Below are 23,826 nucleotides of genomic sequence, written 5' to 3'. Positions count from 1 at the left end.
AAAAAGGGACTTTTTCTCAGGTCCCTTTTTCTATTTCACCGATATTTTTAAGGTCGTTTGCAGCGTCTCCCCTGAAGCAATCATCACTAATTCTTCTTTCCGATTCAGTTCATTGGTCATCGCCATCCACGGTTCAACACAGACAAATTCTTGATCCTGCTCGGTCCACAACACGACGTACTTAAATTCCTCCCCGTATGTCATCGTAAGGGACAACTGGCGATCAGGAAGCTCAAAGGATATTTGCTTTTGCGAAGCATCCAAAAGAACGAGAGACTCTTTTTTATTGGTTAAATCTAACGAGCTTTGAATAGGTTTTGTTTCCATATCATTATAATCTAAATAGGTTTTCGCGTCGGTATGATAAACTAAGTTTTTGCTGGCTGTTTTGAAATAAGGATGAAATCCTGCATAAATCGGCATAGGCGCATCTGAAATATTTTTATAGTCCTGGGCAATAGTGAGTCCGTTTTGGGTTAATGAGTAGGTAAAAACCACCTCAAAATCAAAAGGATATTCTTTTTTGGTCTCTTCATTACTTACTAAACGTAAAGTAATAGAAGCTTGTCTGTCATCGGTATGGGTATCGACTACTTCCCATGGATGATTCCTCGCTACTCCATGGTTTTTCATTTTATAAACGGTACCATTCCACTCATATTCCCCATTTTCTAACTGACCAGAAATCGGAAAGAGAATCGGTATCCCTCCCCTAATATTTTTCGCAGTATCATAAAGTGTTTCTTTATTTAAAAAGAGGACCCCCTCCCCACTTACTCCATAGCTAGTAATAATTCCACCACGCTCTGGTACAACTTTAATCCAGCTGCCTAACTCGGAGTTCCTTAGTTCATATACACTTATCTCTTGCTCTTTCGTTACCTTAAGCTGATACATGTCCTCATTCGTCCCTTCTATGTAAAAACAACATTCTACTCATTTTAGTTATAATTTGACAAATTTTCAACCAGCCTTATAGAATTACTTTAGCTAACTATTTAACCGCTTTTTTTAATGGATAACCTTAAAATAACCGAAAAGGAGCGACCTTTTGTTTAAACCTACTTACATTTTGGAAAGTTAAAGGGTGATTGATTTGATTAAAAAAGACAATAATCTGAAGCTTGTTGTCACAGGTCTATTACTAGCCATCTTGATGGCAGCAATGGACAACACCATTGTTGCTACAGCCATGGGTACGATTGTTTCAGACCTTGGCGGGTTTGACAAATTTATTTGGGTAACTTCTGCTTACATGGTAGCAGTTATGGCCGGGATGCCAATATTTGGAAAGCTCTCCGATATGTATGGACGGAAACGTTTCTTTATTTTCGGATTGGTGGTATTCCTTATTGGCTCTGCCCTTTGCGGAATTGCACAGTCGATTGTTCAACTAAGTATATACCGGGCGATTCAGGGGATTGGTGGCGGCGCCCTGATGCCAATTGCTTTTACCATCGTTTTTGATATCTTCCCCCCAGAAAATCGTGGAAAAATGACGGGTCTTCTTGGAGCGGTATTTGGTGCTTCCAGTGTCCTTGGACCTTTGCTAGGTGCGTATATTACCGATTATATTAGCTGGCACTGGGTGTTTTATGTGAATGTTCCGATTGGTATTGTTTCGATTATTTTAATTGTTCGTTATTATCATGAATCTTTACAACACTCTAAGCAAAAAATCGACTATCTTGGAGCGGTTACGCTTGTCATTTCCGTCGTTAGCTTGATGTTTGCTCTTGAGTTGGGCGGCAAAGAATACGATTGGGATTCTGTTCAAATCATCGGTTTATTTGCTAGCTTCTTTGTTTTCTTTATTGCCTTTTTCATTGCGGAATTTAAGGCAGAAGAACCGATTCTACCACTTTGGCTTTTTAAAAGGCGTTTGTTTGCGACATCCCAGATTCTTTCCTTTTTATATGGTGGGACGTTTATCATTCTGACTGTCTTTATTCCGATATTCGTGCAGGCTGTTTATGGCGGCTCAGCAAAAAATGCAGGGTTAATCTTAACACCTATGATGTTAGGGTCCGTTGCGGGAAGTTCCGTAGGAGGGATTTTCTTAGCAAAGACTTCTTATCGTAACTTGATGTTTATCTCGATTGTATCTTACGTTCTTGGGATGTACTTCCTTGGAACGATGACGATTGATACGGCTCGTTACTTACTAACCATTTACATGATTCTTGTTGGATTTGGAGTAGGGTTTTCATTCTCCTTGTTGCCGACGGCGTCGATGCACAACTTGGAACCACAGTATCGCGGAACGGCTAATTCTACTAACTCGTTTCTACGTTCGTTTGGTATGACCCTTGGCGTGACCATTTATGGGACGCTGCAAACGAATATGTTTACAGATCAGTTAAAGGAAGCATTTAAAGGGATGCAGGGTGCGGGGAATTTCAAAATGGGTGATCCTCGGCAAATTTTCCAACCAGAACAACGCTCGAAGATTCCTGATTTTGTTTTAGATAAAATCGTTCATGCAATGTCTAATTCCATTACGCATACCTTTTTGCTTACGCTGATTCCGATTGCAATCGCAGCTGTTACTATCTTTTTTATGGGGAATGCTCGTGTAGTAGTGAGTAAGAAGCCTGCTAAAGGATAAAAGAAAAGCACTGGGCCGCTCTTGTGAGGTGGCCCGGTGCTTATTTTATTCTGCAAATTTGCCGGCCATGTAATCGCGGTATGCCTGGCGAATTTCTTCTTCGGTATTCATGACAAATGGTCCTCTGGCTACGATTGGTTCGTTTAACGGCTTTCCAGCATATAACAAGACGCGAAGGTTTTCTACTGCCTTTATTGAGATTTCGCTCGCTTGTCCCGGCTCCGCTTTCTCAAGCAAGAGAACATGCCCCTTCTCAGCGTCTGTATGATTTTTTCCAAAAAGTCCTTTTCCTTCTAAAATATACATGAAACCATTGTAATCACCCGGCAGGTCCTGTGTAACCGATGAACCCGGTTCGACATTGATTTCAACCATAGTTACTGGAACATAGTTTTTCGTATCAGACTGAATGCCACCTGAGGAACCAGAGAAAATCCTAATTAAAGCTCCGTCTTCTTTACGGACTGGCATGTCTTTCGCACGAAGATTTTGATAGCGCGGTTCTGCCATTTTATGTTCACGGGGCAGGTTCACCCAAAGCTGCAAGGAATGCACGGTCTCCCCTTCGGCTGGATCCTCGATGTGAATCACACCTTTTCCGGCCGTCATCCATTGAACATCACCCGGTTCCAGCTCCCCTTTACCGGCTTTATTATCTTGATGCTCGAGTTTCCCTTCGATGACATAGGTAACGGTCTCGATGCCGCGGTGGGGATGGAAGTCAAATGTTCCTTTTTTAAACCAATCCTCTGCTAAAAAAAGAAAAGGATCTGATTCTTTCATTTTATTTGGATCTAACACCATTCCTGCTATATGAATCGGACTATTCTGGCGATGTTCCACCGTCCAAATCCGTTCGATACCCCTTTGTTGAATAGAAGTCATTATTTTTCCTCCTTTGGTTTTCAAATTAATGGTAGCGCTGTTCTGGGGTATTATCAAATAAAATGGACTGGTTTGGGGATTCGCTGATAAGTTACTTACATTCGCTCATATCTGGCTGGAATTCGCTCATAAGATCAGTAGATTCGCTCATAAAATTTTCACCTAAAAAATTATTTGCATGATTCGATATAATTCGGCAGGATTTTCCTATTTTTATTAGAACTTTATTAATTAAAATGAAAGGAGTGATAATGTTTGATTATAAAAGAAAGGTCTATTCCTTTGAGGTTACTCATCTTACAGGCTTTATTGCGTCGTCTCCCCCTAAGTCACGAAAAATATCAGCAAGTTTTAGAAGAAGTAGGAAGGCGCTCTGCTGGCTATCAAGGTGAGAAAGCTCTTGACTACTATTACCGGTTGCTTCCACAACAAAAGTACATGATTTTCCACGATTTAAACCTTCCTGACGGTGATTACAATTGTCAAATTGATACTTTTCTATTAACTCCAGAGTTCGGTCTTATTATTGATGTGAAAAATATGGCTGGAAAATTAACCTTCGATACTGATAACGAACAGTTTATCCAAAATAACAATGAGAAAGAAAAAGGTTACGATTATCCGATTGCGCAAGCAGAACGGCACAAAAAGTATATCCAAGAACTGCTTCGGGCTCATCATTTCCCACCTGTTCCAATCGTGTATTTAGTTGTCATCAGTAACAGTTACGCTTCCTACATCGTTACAGGGAAAAATTCGTACAAAGTGAAACCACGAATTTGTAAAGCTGATGTGATGCTGAATCGGATTGAATACGTGGAAAAAACGTTCACCGAACCCGTCCTCACTAAAAAAGATCTCCGTAAGCTTGGCAGACTCCTACTGAAAATGAATACTCCACCTACTATTCAAATACTAAAAAAATATGGTATTCAAAAGACGGATTTGTTAACCGGTGTCCACTGTCCTTTCTGCAAGCATCTACATCTTATTCGTAAGAAACAGCAGTGGTACTGTACCTCTTGCGATTCCTATTCAAAAGATGCACACATTCAAGCACTTATGGACTATTTTTTGTTGGTTGATTTGAAAATAACTAATATGGAGTTTCGGAGGTTTGTTCGTTTAGGCTCCATTCATATTGCTGGTAGATTATTGCTTTCCGCAAATTTAGACTATACTGGGAAAAATAAAACACGAGTCTACTTTATGAAGAATTTTCCTACACAAATCTCGATTCGCGAATAAACCGTCTAGATTCGCGAATACCTATTAAAAATTCGCGAATAACCAACCGAAATTCGCGAATAAACCTTTAAAATTCGCGAATAGACCAATTTATTATAAATCAAATTCTCATTTTAACACCCTAAACCTCTGAAAAAACACAAAAAGGACGCCTCAACCGGCGTCCTTTACCCTAATTTTGCGAAAATCTACTTCTTAAACCTTCAGATCTCTACCCTCTTCAACGATATGGAAGATTAAATGAGCTAGGTGCTGCATGGCTCCGTATTCTTGCTCCTCTTGCTCCTCCCCTTCAACTTCCTCGTAATCAATGTCATTTAAGTATAGCGCCATAAATTCGTAGAAATCCTTCAGCTGGAAAGAATAGCAGGCAGAAGGTTCTTCATTTTCTTCTTCATACTGCAGCACCATATAGGATAGATTTCCATCTTTATCTGCTCCATCAAAAAATACAAAGAGCCCAATGTTTGTGTCGAGTTCAAATAAATGCCTTGTTCCACCCTCCGTGGCCTTCCCAAACTCCTCTTGACTAAGCTTTTGTATTTGCATTGAATCCACGTTATCTTCTTGATGAAAACCAACAATAAATGATTTCATTTTGTCCTCCTTAACCTTCTACTGGAATTAAAACACATATTCTTAGGATACCCCATAAAAGGTAGGATTCATTCTTTATATCTAAAATAACTATTCTTCCTTTTCATTTCGCTCAACATGATATTCGGTTAAGAGCGGATTTTCAGTTGTAGCAAATCGAGCTGATTGCAAACTCATCTCTGGTTCCATTCCAAACAATTCTTGCATGGCTTTCTTTTCCCACTCTTCCTCAATACTTTTCCGGTCATTTTCTTGTTCTTTCACTTCAATCACCTCTCTTACCCTTATTCAAATTCATAAATTAATCCTATTGTCTGCCATCAGATGCTCTTACATTCTCACAATAAAAAAATCCCTGATATTATCAGGGATTTGCTTCCACGATCATCCGATTGGCGGTTGAATAGGGTGGTCAGAAGGATCAGAATAGGCTACATGATGAGCCGATTTTTGAACATCTACATTCTTTGCAGATGAGAAAAGAACAAGCATTGAAACTGACATTAATAGTACAACAAACTTTTTCATAGTAAACCTCCTAAGTAATTTTATTTAAATAATTCACTGCTTCCATAATCATTCCCTTACCTTGGTAATAATCAGCAAGCATTTTATAAAAACTGGTAAGGTCATCAATATGTTCATTTGCTTCTTCAAAATAAGGGATTACTTTTGTTTCTAAATATTTAAACCCTTTTGATGGAGAAACCAAAAGGAATAAATAAAAATCTGCTAGAAGTCTATATTTTTTCACACCTAAATCCTTTGCCAATGAATGTACTTCTTGAAAACATTCTCTAGCCTTCTCAACTGATTGAAGATGATAGTTAAGTTCTCCTATGGAATATAAGGTTACTAGATAGTGTTGATTAAAATTAGGTTGCAGGTCGAGACTTTTTTCGTAGTAATACAATGCACCCTTTACATTTTTCATTTTATTTTGCAGATAGCCCATATTATGATAGATTTGCGGAAGCATCCTTTCTTCCTTTAATAACTCAGCATTACGTATCAAATGTTGAAAGCATCCTTGGGCTTCTTCATAAATATTGGAATGTGTATAATTGATTCCTAGAAGCATCAACGTGTGAAGAATTCTATAAAAGTTATGCTGATTCATAAAGATCTGCAGAGCCATTTTCCCAAAATGGATAGCATGACCTGACTGCTCAAGGGAACTTTTTATCAAGGCACGGTGATAAAGAAATTCTCCATCTGTCGTTTCATTACCATTTTCTGCATGCAAGGCATCCAAGATATCATCTGCATTTTTATATTGACCCTTCCACATTAAAAATACAGCATTATAGTATCTAAATAAATAGTCTTCATGTTGGGAAAAATTCTTCTTCTGCTTGTATAATAGATCCCTTTGACTTTCAGCTTCAACGACTAAACCTTTAAATATTAAGTATCTAAATTTATATAATTCCCAGACATAAATATACTTGGAGAAAGGTATGATATGCTCTATCTCTTTTAACTGTTGGAAGGTTTCATCAATTTTATCCTTTAAGTAAAAATTGATCTTTTCTGCAAATTCTCGAAGTAAGATTTTGATTTGATCTTCTTTTTCCTCTATCTCTTCCAAACTTATTTCTAGCCGCTCCAATAATAGAGAAATCGTTTCCTCATTGGCTTCTTTGGAGTTGTTCTCAATTTTGCTTAAATGCGGGACAGAGCAAATCCCTTTTGCAAGCTCTGCTTGAGTGATTCCTCTTTGAGTTCGATAAAATTTAATTAATGCCCCAAATTCCATTTAACCACCAGCTTGCCTTTCTTTTTTTACCATTTTACTACTATAGTAACTATTTTTACAGATATTTTTCAGATTATTTTAAAAGATTGAATAATCTATTTAAAAGCCACCCAGACTCTAGGTATGGATGGCCATAATCATTATTTTACTCTAGGGAAACCGAAACCTGAGGCGTAATCATCACCAGTAGCTGCGCCTGTTCCACCTTTAATATCATACGCTTTCGCTCTGTTCTGCAGTTCTGCACGTAGCTGGCTGGCTGACCATGATGGGTTTGCTGACCAAATCTTCGCAGCAAGACCAGAGACATGTGGAGTAGCCATCGATGTGCCACTAATGGTGTTATATGCACCATCCTTCCAGGTTGACTCAATCGCTCTGCCTGGTGCAGATACCTCTACATCACGTTCTTGGATTACATAGTCACCGTCGGTTGCCGGATTTCCTCTGGATGAGAAATCAGCCACACGATACGTGCCATTTTCTTGAACATTCTCTAAAGCAGCAACGGCTACTGCATTGACTAACGCACCTGGGTAACCAATCGTATTGTCTCCAGGTCCGTCATTTCCTGCAGCGGCGACAACAAGTACACCTTTACCATATGCATAATCAACGGCATTAGAGATTAGCGAATCCTTCGAGCTTGAGCCAAGTGACATAGAAATAATGACTTTTGAACCCGTACGAACCGCTTCATCTGCTACTTTATTAATGGCTGCAGCAATATCATCAGAATAGCCGCTGCCACGGTCATTTAATACCTTATAGGACCAAAGGTTGGCTTCTGGAGCCACACCGTAAATTCCTTTACCTGTGCTTCCACCGTTAGCTAGCACCGTACCAGATACATGTGTTCCATGTCCGTTACCATCTGAACAAGTCCCATCTACCCATGAAACTTTTGTCTGTGAAAAGTCCTGACATTGTTTTACGTTGCTGGCTAAATCAGCATGGTTTTTATTTACACCTGTATCTAAGACCGCTACCGTTATTCCACTTCCGCCGGACGTAGCCGCGATGGCAGAATCATTATAGATCGCCTGAATTCCCCATGGTGTTTGATCACTAGGAACTGCACCAGTTGTTCCGCCTGGTTTGGCGGCCGCTTCTTCTCTCATGGTTCCTACGTTTACCTCAGAAACTTTTTCAATCGTTAAGTTTTTGTTTTGTAAAAGTGCCTGGTATTGCTGTGCATTGACTGTTGTTGTAAACCCTTTGCTGTTAAAGTCCCAGCGAACCCCATAATTCGCCTTTGCTTTCGCCTTTTCGGAGGCTGGCCCTTGAATTAATACCCGGAACGTCTCATTACTTTTTGCCTGTTGGCCAAATGCCCCGGTTGCAAACATTGAAATCCCCATTACCACACTCATTACCGTAGCCCCAAGAACTTTCTTTCTCTTCATCAAGAAACTCCTCTCAAAAATATGTTTACAGCAAACTCACTGCTCCTTAATTATATTTTGATTTTTCTGAAAATATATGGACAAAAAGTCCTATTGGAAGTTGGGAAAATTTTTTGATTTTCAACTAAAAGGAATCAGAAAAAAATAAAAAGCCAGCCCAATAAAATGGCTGGCAGTCTAGAAATATTTCTTTTTCCAAAAAATAAATGCAGTTAAGCTAGCAAAAAAGACCGAGATAGAAAGTGGAATGACATAGGGGTGACGAATATGTTGAAACGGAATGTCTACGTTCATTCCATAAAAGCTTGCTACCATCGTTGGCAAGGCTAAAATAATTGTTATGGAAGTTAAGAACTTCATTACGATGTTCAAATTATTTGAAATAATGGAGGCAAAAGCGTTCATCATCCCGCTCAAGATCGAACGGTAGGTTTCAGCCATTTCTATTGCCTGTGTTTTTTCAATAATGACGTCTTCTAACAAATCCTTGTCTTCTTCATACATTTTTAAGTAGTTAAAGCGCAAAATTTTATCGAGAACGACCTTATTAGATTTTAATGAAGTCGTAAAGTAAACCAAACTTTTTTCTAAAGCTAGAAAAGCATATAGTTCTTTATTCTTCAATGACTGGTGAACGACTCGTTCAATTTCATTGGTTTTCTTGTTAATTTGTTTTAGGTACCGAAGATAATACGATGAAATAACAAACAAGATTTGCAGAGCGAAGCGGGTCTTCTTAAAGGTAAAAAACTCTTTAACTCTGTTTCTCTTAAATTCCTCTAAAATCGGTGTATCCTTCAATGAAACAGTGATAATACATTCATCCGTTAGGATAATGCCAATTGGGATGGTCTCATACCCTTCATAACCTGTTTCATCCTTAACGATATACGGAAAGTCAACGATGATATATACTCTGCCGTCATCACGTTCAATCCTCGGACGTTCTTCATCATCCAAGGCGTCTTTTAGGATATCAACGTCTACTTGGGCATCACTAGACACTCGATTGATTTCTTCTGCTGTCGGAGCATACATATTAACCCAGCAGCCTTTTGAAATCACATCAACTTTTTCCAAGACTTTTGTTTCCGTACTTTTAAAAATTTCTAACATGCAAAAACCTCCTCGCCTACTTGTTTTGAGGAAGCCAACAACCTTTTCCAGAGTTGATATTCTTGCTATTATTCAATTCAATCCATTCAAAGACATTGACTTCCCCTCGCCTACTTGGGTCCGGGTCAACGGAATAACTCAACAATATCAACTCCCTCTAACTTTTTTATATCCTTTCCTATCATAAACCCTAACGCTCAAAAGTACAAAGGAGTTTTTTATTTATCTTCTGGAAAATACGGATTTAAATGAATCAACACTTCATGAATATTATCAAATTGATCCATAAGCTTTTGTTTAATGGTTTTGGCTAGATCGTGACCTTGCTTAATTGTTTTGAAATGATCAATGGAGATACGTAAATCAACCAATACATAATGTCCATGCTCTCTCGCCCTTATGCGGTCAATCCTTCTAACTTCATCAAAATGATTAATCACTTCAATGTATTCCTGTAGTGTTTCTGAATTGATATTTCGTTCTAATAAGATATCAAATGCTTCCATTAACATTTCCTTAGCAATCTTAAAAATTAAATAGGCCACAAATATGCTGGCTGCCTTATCTCCATAAAGTAAGAAGTGAATATCCATTCGTTCCCCAATAACGGAAAGTAGGACCCCGATAGCCGCAGCGATGGATGCCACAATATCTGCTTTATGGTCAAACGCAATGGCTTCAATGGCCTTACTATTATGCTGCTGAGCAACCTTAAGTGAACTCCTGTATAAAATAATCTTGGTAATATAAGAAAATAAAGCAACCCACATGGCCAGTAAACTCGGTGACTCCACTTCATGAAAAAAGCCGCTGATTCCCTCGTAAACGACATATATAGCGACAAAGAAGAGTAAGATTCCTATAATTCCCGAAACAATAACCTCCGCTTTCCCATGTCCGTATGGGTGTTCAAGGTCTGCAGGTTTATTCGCTATTTTAATCACCAACAGGACAATTATGGAAGCAAAGACATCGGCAGCGGAATGAATCCCATCAGCAAAGACGGCATCACTATTTCCATACCACCCGATGGCAATTTTTCCTACCGTTAAGATAATATTGCTGATGACACTGATCCAGGCTATTTTTTTAGCCAAAGTTTCTCTCATTTCCATACTAAACCACCTTTTTAGCCTTATCCTTTTAGATTATCTTTGTCTTCCTTAATCATTTCAACTTCCTCAACTACTGAAATTCTATTGATTTGGTCATGTAAGAAATGAAATGCTTCGTCTAATTCTTTTTGGGTTGGAAATTCGTTTTTTTTGTTCATTTTTTTACACTACTCCTTAGAGATTTATTTATTTAATGTGTAATACACGAGTAAAAAGGGAAAAAATACCGATGTACCCAAATTAATGAAGGAGTGATTCAATTGGAAAAAAAGAGTACGAATAACAAAAGTGCAGACATCGCAGGTCGAGTTTTTGATACAAGCGATTATCAAAAAGAAGATGCCCTTTCATCTGGACTTGCAACCACACATGAACAAGTGAGCGATACCTATATGGAAGGCGAAATTGGTACCGTTAGTGATGACGCAAATGGCCAGGACACCGATAACGCTGAAGAATAAAAATCAGAGAAAACAGCTCTCAATCGAAAGCTGTTTTCTTTTTTTGAACTTCTTTTTATTTGTCTTCATCCACATACGGATCATGTTCATAGGCTGGTAAGTCGCCGAAACTGGTCATGATTCCTTCTTCATCCAGTGCATTTTCGTATTGCTCATGCTGTGGATTAGGATAGACCGTTATATTCTTTCCATACATATCAGTACCAACGAAGTTTTCGAAGTCTTCTACATATCCCACATTTTCATTTGCTTCTTCGTAAATATCCTGGTAATCATCCTTTGGAAAGGCCAGGTCTGACGGTGTATCGGATGTTCCCCACTGGGCAACTGTCTGCCAGGAGTCTTCTGCGTCAAAAGCGACATTTTCATCCTTTTCATCCATATCAAACTTCCCGAAATCTGGCATTAATACTCCTTCTTCAACGGGACGATTGTGTGAAACGATTTGATCCGGACTATGCTCAATACAATAAGTAGTGTTTGGCAAAGCCTCTAATCGCTCAATCGGTATCTCACTCCCACATACTTCACATTTTCCATAGGTTCCTTTTTCCATGGCTTCAAGAGCGTGATTAATATTCCTTAGCTGCAGCTCATAATGTTCATTTAATGCAAGATCCTTTTCACGTTCATATAGCTCGGTTCCTTCATCAGCAGGGTGATTATCATAACTGGACAATTCACCCATGGACTCATGAAAAGCCCCTCTTTCCAACCCAAGATGATCATTTTGTTCTAAATGCTCTTCCACATCATTCTTTTCCTGCAATAATTGTAAACGCAACTCAGCTAACTGCTGTGTAGATAACATGAGATAAACTCCTTTCATGAAAAGCGCAAGTGAATCTTATTTCAAGAAACATTTATACTTTATATTTTCATTTGTTTCGCGTTCGATTATGTAACAAAAATTTAATTCCAGCAAAATTCAATCTGTAATGCTTCCAAGGAATTCGAATAAGATTTGTCTTCACGCGCATCTTAAAGGATATAAATGATGAGAAAGAGGAGATTTTTTATGGTAAATGAAAACTTTCGTAAATTTAGAAGTGTTCAACAAAAACACGAAGGGGAATATCTAGGTTCTGACAGAGAACAAAAGCCTGGTTTAAATGACCCTGAGTATAATAACCAAGATAATACCGATAAATCGCCAGGAGCAACTGGCCGTGACATTCAATGAGTAAAGCTAAATCGACGAAAGGGGAACAAAGCAATATGAAATGGTGGCAGCTTTCTCTCTTTGGAGTTGGCTGCACAATTGGTACTGGTTTTTTCCTTGGTTCAAGCTTAGCTATAAAGATGACAGGACCATCCATCTTACTTGCATTTGTCATTGCTGCTATCGGAACCTACTTTGTCTTTGATGCACTGTCTAAAATGACATCTAAGGAGCCGCTTAAAGGCGGTTTTAGATCCTATGCAAAAAAAGCCTACGGTCGATGGGCAGGCTTTAGCAGCGGCTGGGTGTATTGGAGCTCAGAAGTACTCATTATGGGAAGCCAAATGACGGCCTTATCGATTTTTTCCCGCTTTTGGTTTCCTAAAATTCCTTTATGGATTTTTGCCACGATTTACGGAGTTTTAGGAATAACCGTCATTCTTATTGGAATTGGCCTTTTAAATAAAATGGAAAACATTCTTGCCATTTTAAAAATTTCTGCCATCTTAATGTTTGTCATTATTGCAGCTTTAGCTATTTTTGGTGTAATCGACGGGGACCGGCCAATTTCTTATCCTGACAGCCAGACGGATATACTTCCTCATGGGCTAAAAGGTTTATGGTCTGCCGTCATTTTTGCCTTTTACGCATTCGGAGGCATTGAAATTTTAGGATTAATGGCCACCAATTTAAAAAATCCTGATGAGGCACCGAAAGCCGGAAAAGTGATGCTATTTGTGCTCACCTTTATTTATGTCCTGTCGATTGGTCTGGCTGTGCTTATGGTTCCATGGAAGGAATTTAATTCGAAAGAAAGTCCATTTGTTGTTGCCCTAGATACCTATCACCTTTCGTTTGTGCCTCATTTCTTTAATGCTGCGTTAATTATTGCTGGTTTTTCAACAATGACTGCTTCACTTTATGGGGTTACCAGTGTTCTCATGACCTTAGGAGAAGAAGGAGATGCGCCAGCCTGTTTTTCTAAAAAAGGGAAATTAAAGGTTCCACTTTTTACTTTACTGATTACCATGATAGGAATTACTGCCTCAATTGTGGCAGCATTGGTGATGCCAGATAAAATTTACGAGTATATCACAACAGCAGCCAGCTTAATGCTTCTATATAATTGGATTTTCATTTTAGCTTCCTCTAGAAAAATCTTAGAACTGAAGGTAAAGGATAAAATATTCTATTCTATTGGCGCGCTTTTTATTTTAATTGCTGTCTCCGGTACTTTGTTCCACGATACTAGCAGACCAGGATTTTTTATCAGCTTAGCCTTTTTATGCGTCATAGGTGTCATCACTTTTATTATGCAATTTAGATGGAATAAAGAAAAAAAGAAGAGTAAAAAGAAAGTGCTTAAGCCATGGCCAACAGCATAGAAGAGGCTGACTCATAAGGAGTCAGCCTCTTCTATTATCCAAATAATACCTGAAAGGCCTGCATGCCGAAGTAAATCCCAAAACCGATTAAGGAAACCCCAGAAAGAAGGGAAATACTAACTAATAATTTGGAGGTCAAGAACTTTCGAAAACTGCTGGCCACCCCTGCCATCGTTATATCCCAAAGTAGCAGACCAATAAAAATAGCACTGCTATATAGAATTAACTCGCTCCGTTCATAGGTTGCAGCTGTCTTTGCAAGGACAGAACCGTATATACCCAGCCAAAACAAAATCGTTAGTGGATTCGATATGGACATCAAGAAACCAGAAACAAATGACTTTAAAAGAGGTTCATTGCTCCTCGTATGCTCAAGGTTAATTTTCCCCGCACTCATGAATGTTTCAATGCCGGTATACATGAGAACAAAACAGCCAAAACACCAAAGAAAAGTTTGCATAAAGGCTGTCTCTAGAAATTGAACCACGCCTATGTAAACAACAAGCATATACACTCCATCTGCGACAACGGCCCCCACTCCAATAAGCCAAGAGTGCATAAAGCCATTTCTTATTCCCCTGTCAATTTGTGCCGCATTAATCGGTCCAATAGGAGCAGCAAGCGACAACCCCAGTAAGATATAGCTTAAGAATACATTCATTTTTATCTCTCCTTATTTGAACATAAAAAGCCTGTCTACCCATTTTTATTCAATAAGGGAGGGTTGTACGACAAAAAAATAAAAAAAGAGCCTTCCTTTATGGAAAGCTCTTTTTAGCAGGTTTTATTTATAAAGACAAAGTATTTTTGCCCTAAATAATTGCTAATGGTATAAAACACACTGCCTAAAAGAACAGAAACATTTTTCACCATTTCGGGACTGATGATAAAATATTGGCTGATCCATTCACCCATTTTCCCGCTAAGAAAATAGGAGCTAAAATAACAAAGTAATATAACAATGATAAATCGTGGCAGCCCTTTATGATAGGAAACCGTACTTTTAAACGTAAAGGCCCTATTTAATATGAAGCTGACACATGCACCGATTGCATTTCCAGTAAATGTGGAGACCCAATAGCTGGTTCCGACAACATTCAGCAACAAAAACATACTAGCCAAACCTATACCTGTATTCACCACCCCCACAAGCAAAAAACGGACAAGTGAATGATTAGTTGGTATCAGATACTTTTCTGAAATCAAGATTAAATACCTCATCTTCTTTGGTTTGATTCACTAAATGGTGCCTTGGTTTGGGGAGATTAAAGGAATCGATATCGACGATATATTTTGGTCGCTGTTTGGCTTCTTTATAAATTTTCCCGACATATTCACCAATCAGTCCGATTGCGATTAATTGCAATCCACCAATTAACCAAATAGATGTAATTAACGAGGTCCATCCCATGGTTGTATGACCAAAAAATTTCAGAGTTAAAAAGTAGCCTCCAAATAAGAGACTCATGAAAAAGGAAATAAATCCAATCAACAACACAAACCTGATGGGTGATACCGAAAAGGAAGTGATTCCATCAAAGGCAAAGCCTAGCATTTTTTTTAACGGGTATTTTGTTTCACCGGCCTGCCTTTCTAACCGATTATAATAAACGACATCTGATTTAAACCCAAGCAGTGGCACGATTCCCCGCAAAAACATATTCACTTCCTTAAAGCGCTCTAGCTCTTCTATAGCCCGTTTGCTCATTAAACGAAAATCAGCATGATTATAAACGAGGTCTACCCCCATCTTTTTCATTAGCTTATAGAATCCTTGTGCGGTACTCCTTTTAAAGAATGTATCTGAATCCCTTCCTTTACGTACACCATAAACAATATCAGTGCCTTTTTGAAACCTATTAATAAATTCAGCGATGACTTGAATATCATCCTGTAAGTCAGCGTCAATGGAAACGACACAATCAGAAAGCTCATTTGCGGCAAATAACCCAGCAAGGAGTGCATTTTGATGCCCAACATTCCTTGATAATTTTAATCCTCGGACATAATCGCTCCGGAGCCCTTCTTTATAAATTAACTCCCATGTGCGATCCTTACTTCCATCATCAACGAATAAAATTTTACTATGTTTTGAAACAAGTGCTTCGTTTATCAGATCTTTTAACAGCCGCTGAAGTTGATCAATGGTGTCAGGTAAGACCTCTTCCTCGTTATAGCATGGTACAACAATAGTAAGGACTGGTTCCATCATCTGTTCAAACCCCCCGGTGTCTACAAAGTCTTGTATAAGTAAATTTTCCATGCAGATGTCTTTGAAACAAATACTCTATCCAATGAAAGGTGATTTTCCTCGGCATTGTCAATCGGTAAAGCTGAAAGAATGTACCTGCCGCCCATCTCTTTAAACACTTCTGTATTCAACTGCAGATGTTTCAAATGCCACTTGGAATCCTTTTTTATCATATATCTTTTTCCAAGCTGTGCTGTAAACAGATAACAGCGACCGCCCCATTGGTCAAAGTATGTTCGAATGGTTTTATTCTTTGCTAACTCCTTTTCAATTATTTTTCTAAACTGGTGTTTATAGCTTAAGGGATAAAAATTATTATAGGTATCGATCGTGTAAAATCCATTATACTGAGAAATAGCAGGATGGATTCCGATACTTGCCACGCGGTATTCTTCCTGACTTAAACCAATATGCTCTTTAATGTCCTTGAACAGATCCTCGGCAAAAAACTCTTGGACCGTTGGCTTTTGTTGATAAATAATCTCATCATTAAATAAGCCTAAAAAAAGAATTTGTAAGAGAAGTAACCACTTTGCAGTTCTGACCCAGCTTCCCCCCTGTAAGGCGATGATTTTTAAGGCAAGAGCAAACCCACTATAAATGACGAGCGGTCTTAAAAAATGATACCGTGCAAAATTAAAGGTATTCATAAAATGAAATCGTTTGGTTAATGGAACCCAGCCTTCATAAAACCAAAAGGCATACCAGATAGATAGCAAAATATTTAATGCAAATAAAAACACAAACAACTTTTCCTGCTTCCACAGCTTTTTTTTATAAATAAAATAAATAGCGATAAACGTAGCAGGCAGAATAAATAATGTGTGTACAGTCATAACATGAGTGTGTCCAAGCGTGTAATTCTTTAAGGTAAGTCTTACTGCTCTCCAAAAAGACAAGTGGGCATGAAAATATTCATCACGACTATTCGGCTCAGCTGTATAAAGAAATGAAAAAACCAATCGGTATTCCACGAGCATAAATATGGAAGTCATATAAGCAATAGCGGTCAAAAATCGTAGATTCCATCCCTTCCCACGTAATCCATCAATCAGCCAGAAAATCCCCATCGCACTTAGAAAAAAGAAGAATCCCAATACAATGCTAGCGTACAAGGGCAATAACGTAAGGACAAGATATTCCTTCCAGGTACCCGTACCTTCTCGAATGTTTAAGAAAGCCCACAGTGCCAAGGGCATCCCTAAAGTGCTAAGCATCCCTGACGGCCAAAATGGTGTTAATGCAAACGCAAGTGCACAGCCAATTTGCAGGTCCATCCATTTCCTGCCCGGAAGGAAATGTTTCTTTAATAATAAATACATCCCGATAAATGCTACCACCCTTGTTAATGCCTGACTGAGCCCATATGCAATCATCGTTGGGAAAAGTGCATACAACCAAACGATGATGCTGTATTCCGTCCCAAAAGCATTTCTCTGTAGCTGTCCATTGATAATCTGAGGAATAGTAGCATCGACTGCTCCAAACATTTCCCCGCTCCTCGCAAGCACCTTGTACCAAGCCAGGTTTGAATCTAAATTATCATGAACCCTGATATGGGCATTTTCCTGTAAAATAAATAGCGGAGAGAGATAGATCACTAGAACTAGTAAAGCAAAGAGGATAAATCTCTGCTCCTTTTTCGTTTCATTAACCACTCTTCTACACCTCAAAACCTTCTTCTCAAAGAGAACTTCCGTTTTAAATTTTGCTTCTAAGATGAAAATTATTCTTCAATCTTACAAGTTAGGATAATGAACAGCCATTCACGTAAATACTAATTCTTTTTTAACCTGCATAGGATGTAAACAAGGATTCCTAGTCATTTACATGTAAAAGGGGATGAATGAATGATAAAAAAGGCCGTCATACCTGCTGCAGGCTTAGGGACACGATTTTTGCCCGCGACAAAAGCACAGCCAAAAGAAATGCTCCCCATTGTCGATAAACCCACGATACAATACATTGTGGAAGAAGCCGTACTCTCTGGAATAGAGGACATTATTATTGTAACGGGGAAAAACAAACGAGCGATAGAAGACCATTTTGATAAATCGCTAGAATTAGAAATCCAACTAAAAACATCAGGCAAAATTAAAATGTTAAAGGTAGTTCAGAGTATTTCAAATCTAGCTGATATCCACTATGTGAGGCAAAAAGAGCCTTTAGGACTTGGCCACGCTATCTTATGTGCTAAAAAGTTCATTGGAAATGAGCCCTTTGCAGTACTGCTCGGGGACGATATTATCGACAGTGAAGTACCTGCCTTGAGACAAATGATTAATAAATACAATGAGGTTCAGTCCACCATATTAGGCTGCAAAGAAGTACCCCGTATGGATGTTGTGAAGTATGGAATCGTTGATTACTCTTACAAGTATAACGATATGTTTAAGGTTCAAAGCCTTGTCGAAAAACCATCAATAGCCGATGCTCCTTCCACACAGGCCATTGTGGGACGTTACATCTTAAGTCCTGTTATTTTTGAAATGCTCGAAAAAATAAAACCAGATGAAAAGGGTGAACTTCAGCTAACCAATGCCATTGATCTTTTACTAGCTAGAGAGCCAATCTTTTCTTATTTAATCGAAGGGTCTCGTTACGATGTAGGTGACAAATTCGGCTTCCTTCAGGCGTCCATCGATTTCGCTCTTAAGCGCCCCGAACTAAAGAAGAAACTGGAGAAATATTTAAGAGACTCCATACTAAAAATCGAAAAAGGCCAGAGCTAAATGCTCTGCCTTTTTATTTTGAGCCGACAAAACTAGACATTTTCCATTATTTACATATTAAAAAATTTCCATTAAAATAAATTTAACCATTAAATTTTTTTTTAACGATAAAATATATTTTGGAAGGATGATCAACAATGTTGAAGATTCTTAGTAACCGGACCTATTTTCGTTTTTGGTTAGGTCAAATCATTTCACAATTGGGCGATGGATTTACACGAATTGCCATTGTCTATTTGGTAGCTACCTTAACAAAGGACCCCTTTGCGATTGGTTTAGTCATTTTTGCCCAGCTCCTGCCAACGGCCTTTTTTGGTATTTTCTTAGGCCCATTAGCTGATAAATACAATCGTAGATGGTTAATGGTCGGGGCCGATGTATATCGGATGGTCATCGTACTTTTAATGATTCCTTTCCACCATTCCGCCTTAGCCCTGATCCTACTTATCGCTCTTCAAGGAATTGGTTCTGCCCTCTTTGACCCTGCCCGCTCCTCATCCATACCGGACTTAGTTGGTGAAGAAAATATTCAGCAGGCCATCTCTCTGTCACAATCAACAAGAGCGGCCATGGATATCATTGGTCCTTCTGTTGGTGCCTTATTGATGATGACAAACAATTATAATTTTATTTTTGCCATTGATGCGGTTACCTTCGGTCTGTCAGCTATCTTCATCCTTACACTCCGAAATCTTGGTAGAATGACATATTCAAAAGATGCAGTTAAAGAATCTTATTTCATGTCAATACGCTCGGGCGTAAAAGAGGTCATTGGTATGCCTGCATTACGTTTTTTGCTTATCCTATTGATTCCTATAACACTTGTATGCGGAATATTGAACACCAACCTTATTGCCGTTCTCACCAATCAGTTCCATGTATCCGCCTTCCATTTCGGATTTATTGAAGCCGCTACCGCGGTTGGTGTTATATTCGGCGCAGGCTTTGCCGCACCATTTGCACTCAAGCGCATTAGTCCAAGTACTATTTTTTTAGCAGGTACTGCTGTAATTGGACTTTGGATGGTGGTTATCATCCCTGTTGACAGCTTCCGTTTACAATTTGGCCTCCTGCCTGTCTATATTTGGAGTATAATGGTAGGTGTATTAAACGCCTTTTTAAATGTCCCGTTGAGCAGTTTATTTTTAAAAGTGACACCTGCTGCCTTTAGAGGAAGAGGTTCCTCTTTATTAGGAATAACAGCAAGCACCTCCTCTATTGTTGGAATTTTAGTGGGCGGTTGGCTTTCTAGAGAAATTGGTGTATTGTATGGTACTGCATTCTCAGGTGCCCTTCTGGTCGTTGTTGCGATATTAATGCCATTACTGAAGGGATATAGGAGCCTTTCGGAACATAGTGACGCAGACGCTGTCCGAAAAGCAAAGCAGCCTGCGGCCGTTAATTAATCTTGGAGGTACGTTTGTGAAAAAAATAGATGATATTGAAATTGCAAAAATGATGTTAGATGTTAGAAAAAGAAGTATTCTTGACATTGCTAGCAAACCTGTGACCGTCAGTCAAATTGCCGAGGAATTAAATGAAAAACAATCACGGCTATATTATCATGTAAAAAAGCTGGAGGAGGCAGGATTACTAGAATTGGTGGAGACCCGGCAGCAGGGGAATTTAATTGAAAAATACTATCAAAGAACCAAGGTTGCAGGAAAAAGATTTGAATTGGATGAAGCATTATTAAGAGAACACCATGATTCAGTCATGGAGGAAATCATGAAACTTCTTGAGCCAGGCTTGAAGCTCCTTCAATCCGAGTTAAAAAAAGGTACAACAGATTTTGATAAACAAGTAAACTTAATGATTAGTTTGCCTACCCTTACAGGCAGAGAATGGGAAACCTCTCATGGTCGAATGATGCGGTCGATTCGAGAAGAAACTGAGCAGCAAGGATCCTTCGATGACTCCAGTCTGCCAAAGCTTTCAGAGGAAGACAGAAATAAAAAGTCAAAATATGCTTATATCATGTTAAGTTATCGAGTCGAAGATGCTCAGTAACGATTCATGGCTATGGAGGCTGGCTCAATGGAGTCAGCCTCTTTCTATCGCCCTATAATGAGATGAGCATTTTTGGATAATAATAGATACTATCCAAGGGAGGTGAACTATGTGCCGAACAGAGTTTATATCAGTTTTTTACGAATGCCGCTCCTTATTCGTATTCTATTTATAGCCATCCTTGTCTTTCTAACGTTTGGAGTTTCCATTCATTTGTTAGAACCTCAAACTTTTCCTACGGTTTTTGACGGAATATGGTGGGCTATTATCACTGCCTCTACAGTTGGCTATGGCGATTACGTACCACATTCTATTTTAGGCAGAATTACTGCGTTAATTTTGATATTACTAGGTGTCGGATTTGTTTCCTCCTATTTTGGAACCTTAGCAGCCGCTGCTGTGACTAAACAAGATGCCTTGTCAGAGGGGAAAATCCCCTTTAGAGGAAGTGGCCATATTGTTATTATTGGCTGGAATGAACGATCGAAAGAGTTGATTAGTAAATTGATTCAATTCCCGCAAATGATCGTCCTTATTGATGATACCCTTGAAACAAACCCAGTCCATTCAAGATACGTTCATTTTATTCAAGGGAAAGGTCATGTCGATGAAACAATTATTAAAAGTGATATAGAGAAGGCTGAGAAGGTGCTGATTACAGCAGATAGGGGAAGTGAAGAACTTCAGGCGGATATGAATAGCATATTAACGTTACTTACGATTAAAGGCCTATGCTCCCAAGTTAAATGCATTGTCGAAATATTGACGGCAGAACAAGTCATTAATGCGTTACGTGCTGGCGCAGACGAAGTCATTCAATCCAATAAACTAACAAGTGTCTTTATGATTAATAGCCTTCATTCCAATGGAGATGGGTTGTTGTCAAATGTTGTACATCAGCTACAGGAACGAAGATTATCCTCCCATTCGGTGGATGAAGCATATATTGGAAAAACATTCGGAGAATGCTGCCAAGAATTAATGTTAAACGGACTCCTGTTAATTGGAGTAAAAAGAGGGGAAGAAACCCTGTTGAATCCCTCCCACTCCATTTCAATTGAGAAAAATGATGAATTATTAACCTTTAAATAAGTTTAATCGTTTAAAAGAAGCATCTCTAATTCGGAAACAAGGTTCTTGCCATTTTCTATATATTTTTTAGGAAAGCTGGCATCCTTATCAATTGGATCCTGAAATTGATTTATTGAACCTGAAAAGGTTCCTGTAGACGCATCATCGTCTAGATTTCCTTCGTATAAATGGGACAACAGAAACGGTCGCCCTAATTCAACAGTACAATTTCTAGCATCAAGCTGTCCATCTACTGCTGAAAATGGCAGCCTTAAAAATTGGTAGCCCTCTTCATCATTCAGCTTATAATCAAAAGCGCCATGATTATAATCCCAGTTGCCGCCAATTGAATAGCCAATTGGCTTTAATTTTTGTTCAAGCTTATATAAATCAAACTGAAGCCCTTCTACCTTTGATGGTAATTCAATCATCTATTTTACCCCCTTTAGTCATTAGGATTAGTTTCTCCAAACTAAATTGTTTCATAACAAAAGAGTGCTGACGCTTTAAGCATCAGCACTCTTTTTCAATATTATTTCAACCGTTTTTCTAATTCTGCCTTTTTCTCTTCAAATCCAGGCTTGCCTAATAGGGCGAACATGTTCACTTTATAAGCTTCAACACCCGGCTGATCAAATGGGTTTACACCTAGAAGATAACCGCTCATCGCACAAGCTTTTTCAAAGAAATAGACAAGGTATCCAAATGTATACTCATCCATTGCAGGGATAGAGACAATAAGGTTTGGCACGCCTCCGTCTGTATGTGCAAGCATAGTTCCTTCAAATGCTTTGTTATTAACAAAATCCACTGTTTGTCCAGCCAAATAATTAAGACCGTCCAAATCATTATCAAACGCTTCAATTTTCAACTCGTGACGCGGCTTATCCACCTTAATGATGGTTTCAAATAAATCACGGCGTCCTTCTTGAACATATTGTCCAAGTGAGTGAAGATCTGTTGAGAAATTGGCTGAAGATGGGAAGATTCCCTTTTGATCTTTCCCTTCACTTTCTCCAAACAGTTGCTTCCACCATTCAGAAAAATACTGAAGGCCTGGCTCATAATTAATCAGCATTTCAATGGTTTTACCTTTGTTGTAGAGGGCATTTCTAACGGCTGCATATTGATAAGCTGGATTGTCTTCTAGCTCTGAATGGCCAAAGTCCTCTTGTGCTACTGCTGCACCCTCCATCATTCTTTCAATATTAGCGCCACCCACCGCAATGGGAAGCAGTCCTACAGCGGTTAAAACAGAGTAGCGACCGCCAATATCATCTGCAATCACAAAGGTTTCGTAACCTTCTTCTGTTGCAAGCGTCTTTAAAGCTCCTCTTGCTTTGTCAGTTGTTGCATAAATTCTTTTTCTTGCTTCTTCTACACCGTACTTTTCCTCAAGAAGCTTGCGGAAAATACGGAAGGCAATCGCTGGTTCTGTTGTTGTTCCAGACTTAGAAATCACATTGATAGAAAAATCTTTTCCTTCAAGGAGATCCATTAAATCTCTCATATAAGTGGAACTGATATTGTTCCCTACAAAGATGATTTGTGGAGTTTTACGTTGTTCCTGTGTTAAAGCATTATAAAAGCTGTGCTGCAGCATTTCAATGGCTGCTCTTGCGCCAAGATAAGATCCCCCAATCCCAATCACAAGAAGGACTTCGGAATCGCCTTTAATTTTCTCAGCAGATTTCCGAATACGCGAGAACTCTTCTTTATCATAATTAGTTGGCAGGTCAATCCATCCTAAAAAGTCATTGCCTGCTCCCGTTTTCTCATGTAAAGAATGATGTGCTACTTTCACTGCATCGCGCAGGTATGTAAGTTCATGTTCCCCAAAAAAAGTAAGTGCTTTTGAGTAATCAAAACGAACGTGTGTCATGTATGATCCTCCATAAATTTTATTTTTCAATAACCACTTTAACCAATGATGAGCGGATAATCAAGGAAGGTATCCTCTTGTAAGCGTACCCATTTTCGACAGTTTTAAAAAAGTTGTCACTTAGTGATTAAGATTAAA

General features: G+C 38.7%; 26 protein-coding genes. 9 read left to right on the top strand and 17 right to left on the bottom strand.

The genetic code is table 11. The features are described from left to right. Positions 1–30 precede the first annotated feature (30 nt). Complete coding sequence (locus QFZ87_RS07550) at positions 31–897, bottom strand: aldose epimerase family protein (RefSeq protein ID WP_309859774.1); 867 nt, start codon at positions 895–897, stop codon at positions 31–33. Between the two features lie 199 nt (positions 898–1,096). Between QFZ87_RS07550 and QFZ87_RS07545 the strand changes: the two genes are divergently transcribed. Beyond that, positions 1,097–2,608, top strand: coding sequence for an MDR family MFS transporter (locus QFZ87_RS07545; RefSeq protein WP_309859772.1), 1,512 nt, complete (start codon positions 1,097–1,099; stop codon positions 2,606–2,608). 45 nt (positions 2,609–2,653) lie between these two features. On the opposite strand, the gene QFZ87_RS07540 is transcribed toward QFZ87_RS07545, so the two are convergent. Beyond that, positions 2,654–3,493: a pirin family protein gene (locus QFZ87_RS07540; RefSeq protein ID WP_309859770.1), complete on the bottom strand. Its 840-nt coding sequence runs from the start codon at positions 3,491–3,493 to the stop codon at positions 2,654–2,656. 255 nt (positions 3,494–3,748) lie between these two features. Between QFZ87_RS07540 and QFZ87_RS07535 the strand changes: the two genes are divergently transcribed. Further along, positions 3,749–4,741 carry a nuclease-related domain-containing protein gene (locus tag QFZ87_RS07535; protein WP_309859767.1) on the top strand — a complete coding sequence of 331 codons (993 nt, stop codon included), beginning with the start codon at positions 3,749–3,751 and terminating at the stop codon, positions 4,739–4,741. A 195-nt stretch (positions 4,742–4,936) separates the two neighbouring features. On the opposite strand, the gene QFZ87_RS07530 is transcribed toward QFZ87_RS07535, so the two are convergent. The 8 genes from QFZ87_RS07530 to QFZ87_RS07495 form a co-directional block, all read right to left on the bottom strand. Continuing rightward, positions 4,937–5,338, bottom strand: coding sequence for a cytosolic protein (locus QFZ87_RS07530; protein WP_309859765.1), 402 nt, complete (start codon positions 5,336–5,338; stop codon positions 4,937–4,939). Positions 5,339–5,428: 90 nt separating this feature from the next. After that, positions 5,429–5,602 carry a hypothetical protein gene (locus QFZ87_RS07525; protein WP_309859763.1) on the bottom strand — a complete coding sequence of 58 codons (174 nt, stop codon included), beginning with the start codon at positions 5,600–5,602 and terminating at the stop codon, positions 5,429–5,431. A 120-nt stretch (positions 5,603–5,722) separates the two neighbouring features. Beyond that, positions 5,723–5,866 (bottom strand): hypothetical protein, encoded by a 144-nt coding sequence (locus QFZ87_RS07520; protein WP_309859761.1) that lies wholly within the window; start codon positions 5,864–5,866, stop codon positions 5,723–5,725. Between the two features lie 10 nt (positions 5,867–5,876). Beyond that, complete coding sequence (locus QFZ87_RS07515) at positions 5,877–7,097, bottom strand: helix-turn-helix domain-containing protein (RefSeq protein ID WP_309859759.1); 1,221 nt, start codon at positions 7,095–7,097, stop codon at positions 5,877–5,879. Between the two features lie 140 nt (positions 7,098–7,237). After that, positions 7,238–8,503 (bottom strand): S8 family peptidase, encoded by a 1,266-nt coding sequence (locus tag QFZ87_RS07510; protein ID WP_309859757.1) that lies wholly within the window; start codon positions 8,501–8,503, stop codon positions 7,238–7,240. A gap of 177 nt (positions 8,504–8,680) precedes the next feature. Next, the gene (locus tag QFZ87_RS07505; RefSeq protein WP_309859754.1) at positions 8,681–9,619 is read right to left on the bottom strand and encodes a magnesium transporter CorA family protein; all 939 of its coding nucleotides are present in this window, start codon (positions 9,617–9,619) and stop codon (positions 8,681–8,683) included. Positions 9,620–9,837: 218 nt separating this feature from the next. Then, a complete protein-coding gene (locus QFZ87_RS07500; protein ID WP_309859752.1) occupies positions 9,838–10,734 on the bottom strand; it encodes a cation diffusion facilitator family transporter in 897 nt (298 codons plus the stop codon). A gap of 20 nt (positions 10,735–10,754) precedes the next feature. Continuing rightward, positions 10,755–10,892 (bottom strand): hypothetical protein, encoded by a 138-nt coding sequence (locus QFZ87_RS07495; protein ID WP_309859749.1) that lies wholly within the window; start codon positions 10,890–10,892, stop codon positions 10,755–10,757. A gap of 93 nt (positions 10,893–10,985) precedes the next feature. Here QFZ87_RS07495 and QFZ87_RS07490 point away from each other — a divergent pair, with 93 nt between their 5' ends. Beyond that, positions 10,986–11,195, top strand: coding sequence for a YozQ family protein (locus tag QFZ87_RS07490; RefSeq protein ID WP_396133902.1), 210 nt, complete (start codon positions 10,986–10,988; stop codon positions 11,193–11,195). 55 nt (positions 11,196–11,250) lie between these two features. Here QFZ87_RS07490 and QFZ87_RS07485 read toward each other — a convergent pair whose 3' ends face one another. Then, entirely contained in the window at positions 11,251–12,006 is a 756-nt protein-coding gene (locus tag QFZ87_RS07485) for a yteA family sporulation protein (protein ID WP_309859746.1), read from the bottom strand. A 207-nt stretch (positions 12,007–12,213) separates the two neighbouring features. On the opposite strand from QFZ87_RS07485, the gene QFZ87_RS07480 reads away from it, so the two are divergent. Together QFZ87_RS07480 and QFZ87_RS07475 are read left to right on the top strand one after the other, a co-directional pair. Further along, positions 12,214–12,378, top strand: coding sequence for a hypothetical protein (locus tag QFZ87_RS07480; protein ID WP_309859742.1), 165 nt, complete (start codon positions 12,214–12,216; stop codon positions 12,376–12,378). Beyond that, complete coding sequence (locus QFZ87_RS07475) at positions 12,375–13,742, top strand: amino acid permease (RefSeq protein ID WP_309859740.1); 1,368 nt, start codon at positions 12,375–12,377, stop codon at positions 13,740–13,742. Before QFZ87_RS07480 ends, QFZ87_RS07475 begins: the two co-directional genes overlap by 4 nt. A 34-nt stretch (positions 13,743–13,776) precedes the next feature. Here the strand turns inward: QFZ87_RS07475 and QFZ87_RS07470 are convergent, their stop codons facing one another. From QFZ87_RS07470 to QFZ87_RS07455, 4 genes are all read right to left on the bottom strand, one after another. Beyond that, positions 13,777–14,403, bottom strand: coding sequence for a LysE family transporter (locus QFZ87_RS07470; RefSeq protein ID WP_309859736.1), 627 nt, complete (start codon positions 14,401–14,403; stop codon positions 13,777–13,779). Positions 14,404–14,516: 113 nt separating this feature from the next. After that, positions 14,517–14,948 carry a GtrA family protein gene (locus tag QFZ87_RS07465; RefSeq protein WP_309859735.1) on the bottom strand — a complete coding sequence of 144 codons (432 nt, stop codon included), beginning with the start codon at positions 14,946–14,948 and terminating at the stop codon, positions 14,517–14,519. Beyond that, a complete protein-coding gene (locus tag QFZ87_RS07460) occupies positions 14,917–15,954 on the bottom strand; it encodes a glycosyltransferase family 2 protein (protein WP_309859732.1) in 1,038 nt (345 codons plus the stop codon). Before QFZ87_RS07460 ends, QFZ87_RS07465 begins: the two co-directional genes overlap by 32 nt. 20 nt (positions 15,955–15,974) lie before the next feature. Further along, a complete protein-coding gene (locus QFZ87_RS07455) occupies positions 15,975–17,651 on the bottom strand; it encodes a DUF6044 family protein (protein WP_309859730.1) in 1,677 nt (558 codons plus the stop codon). A 192-nt stretch (positions 17,652–17,843) separates the two neighbouring features. On the opposite strand from QFZ87_RS07455, the gene galU reads away from it, so the two are divergent. The 4 genes from galU to QFZ87_RS07435 all read left to right on the top strand — a co-directional run bounded on the left by galU (position 17,844) and on the right by QFZ87_RS07435 (position 21,827). Continuing rightward, entirely contained in the window at positions 17,844–18,725 is an 882-nt protein-coding gene (gene galU / locus QFZ87_RS07450; protein ID WP_309859727.1) for a UTP--glucose-1-phosphate uridylyltransferase GalU, read from the top strand. A gap of 137 nt (positions 18,726–18,862) precedes the next feature. Continuing rightward, positions 18,863–20,131 carry an MFS transporter gene (locus QFZ87_RS07445; protein ID WP_309859724.1) on the top strand — a complete coding sequence of 423 codons (1,269 nt, stop codon included), beginning with the start codon at positions 18,863–18,865 and terminating at the stop codon, positions 20,129–20,131. A gap of 16 nt (positions 20,132–20,147) precedes the next feature. Then, entirely contained in the window at positions 20,148–20,735 is a 588-nt protein-coding gene (locus QFZ87_RS07440) for a helix-turn-helix domain-containing protein (RefSeq protein WP_309859721.1), read from the top strand. Between the two features lie 111 nt (positions 20,736–20,846). Then, complete coding sequence (locus QFZ87_RS07435) at positions 20,847–21,827, top strand: potassium channel family protein (protein ID WP_309859719.1); 981 nt, start codon at positions 20,847–20,849, stop codon at positions 21,825–21,827. A 2-nt stretch (positions 21,828–21,829) separates the two neighbouring features. On the opposite strand, the gene QFZ87_RS07430 is transcribed toward QFZ87_RS07435, so the two are convergent. Both QFZ87_RS07430 and QFZ87_RS07425 read right to left on the bottom strand, forming a co-directional pair. Then, entirely contained in the window at positions 21,830–22,237 is a 408-nt protein-coding gene (locus QFZ87_RS07430) for a YugN-like family protein (protein WP_309859716.1), read from the bottom strand. 101 nt (positions 22,238–22,338) lie between these two features. Then, complete coding sequence (locus tag QFZ87_RS07425; RefSeq protein WP_309859714.1) at positions 22,339–23,688, bottom strand: glucose-6-phosphate isomerase; 1,350 nt, start codon at positions 23,686–23,688, stop codon at positions 22,339–22,341. Between the last annotated feature and the right edge of the window lie 138 nt (positions 23,689–23,826).

Source organism: Bacillus sp. SLBN-46 (assembly GCF_031453555.1).
Taxonomy (GTDB): domain Bacteria; phylum Bacillota; class Bacilli; order Bacillales; family Cytobacillaceae; genus Neobacillus.
Note: the sequence above shows the minus strand (reverse complement) of the source record. Positions and strands in the feature narration are given on the sequence as shown.